The sequence below is a fragment of the Dietzia sp. B19 genome (assembly GCF_014145155.1).
GTDB classification, from domain to species: Bacteria; Actinomycetota; Actinomycetes; order Mycobacteriales; family Mycobacteriaceae; genus Dietzia; species Dietzia natronolimnaea.
Genome location: NZ_JAALED010000531.1, coordinates 1 through 1,287, shown reverse-complemented (window position 1 = coordinate 1,287; position 1,287 = coordinate 1). Strand labels below are relative to the sequence as shown.

Genomic DNA, 1,287 nt, shown 5'->3' with positions numbered 1-1,287 from the left:
GTGAACCGGGGCCGCGGGACGCACCGGACCTGAGGCCGAGGAGCCGTCAGTCGACGGGCGGTGCGGCGGGCAGACGCACGACCTGGCCGGCGTAGGACAGCCCCGCGCCGAAGCCGATGCACAGCGCGACCTGACCGGGCTGGGCCTCGCCGTCGCGCAGCATGGCCTCCATCGCCAGCGGGATCGAGGCGGCGGAGGTGTTGCCGGTCTGCTCGATGTCGTTGGCGATCGCGACCGAGTCGGGGAGTCCGAGGTGCTTGGCCATGGCCGAGTTGATGCGGCCGTTGGCCTGGTGGGGGATGAACGCCTGGATCTGCTCGGCGGTCACGCCCGCGGTCTCCAGCGTCTGCGCGCACACCTTGGACACCTGCACGGCGGCCCAGCGGAACACCTTGGAGCCGTCCATGACCAGGTAGGGCTGGAGCACGGCCTCCTCGCGCGCGGCGGCCGCGGAGGCATCGACCTCGTCCACGTACTGCTTGAAGTCCTTGGTCTGGCGGATGGCGTCGCCCTTCTCGCCGTCGGACCCCCACACCACCGGGCTGACGTCATTGGTCTCCGACGGGCCCACCACCACGGCGCCCGCGCCGTCGCCGAAGATGAAGGCGGTGTTGCGGTCGGAGAAGTCGATGCCGTCAGTCATCTTCTCCACGCCCACCACCACGACGTACCGGGCGCCGCCGCCGCGGATCATGGTGGTGGCCACGGCCAGGCCGTAGCCGAACCCCGCGCAGCCGGCGGTCAGGTCGAACGCGGCGATGCCGTTGCGGCCGAGATCGGTGGCCACCTGCGGAGCCGCGTGCGGCACCTGCGTCCAGTTGGTGGAGGTGCACACGATCACCGCGTCGATGAGCTCCGGATCGATGCCGGCGGAGGCCACGGCCTTCTTGGCGGCCTCGCTCGACATGGAGACGATCGTCTCGTCCGGCTCCGCCACGCGGCGGTTGAGGATCCCAGAGCGCTCGTAGATCCACTCGGAGCTCGAGTCAATCGTCTCGCAGATCTCCTCGTTGCTCACCACGCGACGTGGACGGTAGGCGCCGATGCCCAGGAGGGTCGTGCCGGGCGCGCCCTCGCTGGTCGCGATGGTCACGGTGTCGTTGGAATCCGCCATTGCAGATGGTGCTCCTCGTCGGTGTGCGGTTCGTGCGGTTCGTGGTCGGCGCACGGCTGGTGCTCCCCGACACAGTACTGCTGTCTCGGGGGACATCGTCGCACCAGACGGCGATGTTTCGTCGCCGATCGGCCGCCACCCCCGGGTCAGTCCGTGACCAGGCCCTCGAGCCA

1 protein-coding gene is annotated in these 1,287 nt (G+C 70.1%); it reads right to left on the bottom strand.

Translation table 11 applies throughout. From position 1 onward, the window contains the following. Positions 1 to 46: 46 nt before the first annotated feature. Positions 47 to 1,114: a beta-ketoacyl-ACP synthase III gene (locus G6020_RS14510; RefSeq protein ID WP_182611095.1), complete on the bottom strand. Its 1,068-nt coding sequence runs from the start codon at positions 1,112 to 1,114 to the stop codon at positions 47 to 49. Positions 1,115 to 1,287: the final 173 nt, after the last annotated feature.

Excerpts from the sequence above, each read along its gene's own strand:
- G6020_RS14510 (WP_182611095.1), bottom strand. The coding sequence starts at position 1,114 with ATGGCGGATTCCAACGACACCGTGACCATCGCGACCAGCGAGGGCGCG.